Source organism: Kitasatospora sp. NPDC091257 (assembly GCF_044757675.1).
Lineage (GTDB): Bacteria > Actinomycetota > Actinomycetes > Streptomycetales > Streptomycetaceae > Kitasatospora > Kitasatospora lactacystinica.
Map to the genome: position 1 here is coordinate 1 of NZ_JBIVVI010001549.1, position 1765 is coordinate 1765.

Genomic DNA, 1765 nt, shown 5'->3' on the forward strand with positions numbered 1-1765 from the left:
CCCCCCGAGGTCGAAGAAGCCGTCGTCGACGCCGACCTGGGCCAGGCCGAGCACCTCGGCGAACAGCTCGGCGAGGAGCTGCTCCTGCGGGGTGCGCGGCGCCCGTCCGGCCGCGACCGGGCCGAGGTCCGGTGCGGGCAGCGCACGGCGGTCGAGCTTGCCGTTGGCCGTCAGCGGCAGCGCCTCCAGCGCCACGAACGCCGAGGGGACCAGGTGGTCGGGCAGCCGGTCCCGCAGCCAGTCGCGGAGTTCGCCCAGGAGGGCGCCGGCGCCCCGGTTGCCGGTCGGGCGGTTGGTCAGCGAGGACAGCGACGCTCCCGTGGCCCGGGCCGGCCGGTACGCCTCGACCGGGGAGCCGTGGAGCGCCCGGGGGTCGGTGAAGACGACGTCCACGGCGTCCGCCGCGGTGGCCGACCAGGTGACGGCCGTCGGGCGGCCGAACTCCGACCCGAGGGCGTGGAGGTCCTCCGGATCGGGGAGGCCGCCGTCCTCCGGGGCGTGCATCCGTTCCAGCAGCTCGGCGAGCGAGCCGTCCCCGTTCTGCACGGCCCGGGCCAGAGCGGCTTCCCGCGTCACGCGGCGGTTCGGCACCCCCGTGATCCGCAGCACTCCGCCGGACGGCCGGGCGAGCAGCTCGCGCAGTTCGGCCGGCCCGGCGACCTGCCGCCCCCACGCCAGCTCGACGGACCGCTCCGGAGCCGTCGGGGTGACCGGCGGCTTGTGCAGCGTCACGTCGTAGCGGTAGCGGGTCAGCTCGTTGTGGTGGCGGCCGCGCTTGACCTCGACGGCCGTCGTGCCGATGTCCGTACCGTGCTCCCGCAGGGCGGTGAAGAAGTCCGGGTCGACCAGGAGCTCCTTCTCCACCCGCAGGGCCTGCTCCACCGCGCGGCGCACCGCCGTGAGGTCCGCACCTTCGCCGACCCGGTGGAGCTGGACGGCGGTGGCCAGCGGACGCAGCAGCCGCAGGTTGCGGACGTCGCCGACGAAGAGCGCGCCGCCGGGGGCCAGCAGCCCCATCAGCTTCCCGATCACGTCGGCGAGGTACTCCGCGGACGGGAAGTACTGCACCACCGAGTTGATCACGATGGTGTCGAACTCCCCGGCCGGGAGCCCGTCGGTGTCGTGCGCCGGGCGGGTCTGCAGCACCACGCGCCCGGCCAGGTCCTCCTGCCCGGCCACCTGGGCGGTGAGCGCCTCGATCGCGGTGGCGGAGAAGTCGGTCGCCCAGTACGTCTCGCAGTGCGGTGCGATCTGTGAGAGCAGCAGACCGGTGCCGACGCCGACCTCCAGCACCCGGCGGGGGCGCAGGGCCAGGATGCGGGAGACGGTCGCGTCCCGCCACTCCCGCATCTGCTCGACGGGGATCGGGCTCGCGTCGTAACTGCTGTTCCAGCCGACGAAGTTCTGGCCGAAGCCGGCGTCCTCGGGAGCGATGGGCAGAGCGTCGTAGATGTCCTGCCACTCGCCCACGTGGTCCGCTTCCAGGGCGCTGTCGCGGGCCTCCTCCTGGCGGGGGACGACGTAGCCGACGAGCCGGTCGTCCTGGGCGAGGACCGCGGCCCGGGCGACGGCCGGGTGCTCGGCCAACGCCGTCTCGACCTCGCCGGGCTCGACCCGGAAGCCGCGCACCTTCACCTGGTCGTCCGCGCGGCCGACGTACTCCAGCTGCCCGTCGCCGAGCCAGCGGACCAGGTCGCCGGTGCGGTACATCCTCCCTCCTTGCCCGCCATCGGGCTGGGGGCACCTCCCGGCCGCCAGGCTGGGG

The 1765-nt window shown here is 74.8% G+C and carries 1 protein-coding gene; it reads right to left on the reverse strand.

All coding sequences use genetic code 11. The features are described 5' to 3' along the window. A partial coding sequence (locus ACIQOV_RS40165) for a methyltransferase (protein WP_401055917.1) occupies positions 1-1710 on the reverse strand: 1710 nt, incomplete at its 3' end. Positions 1711-1765 lie beyond the last annotated feature (55 nt).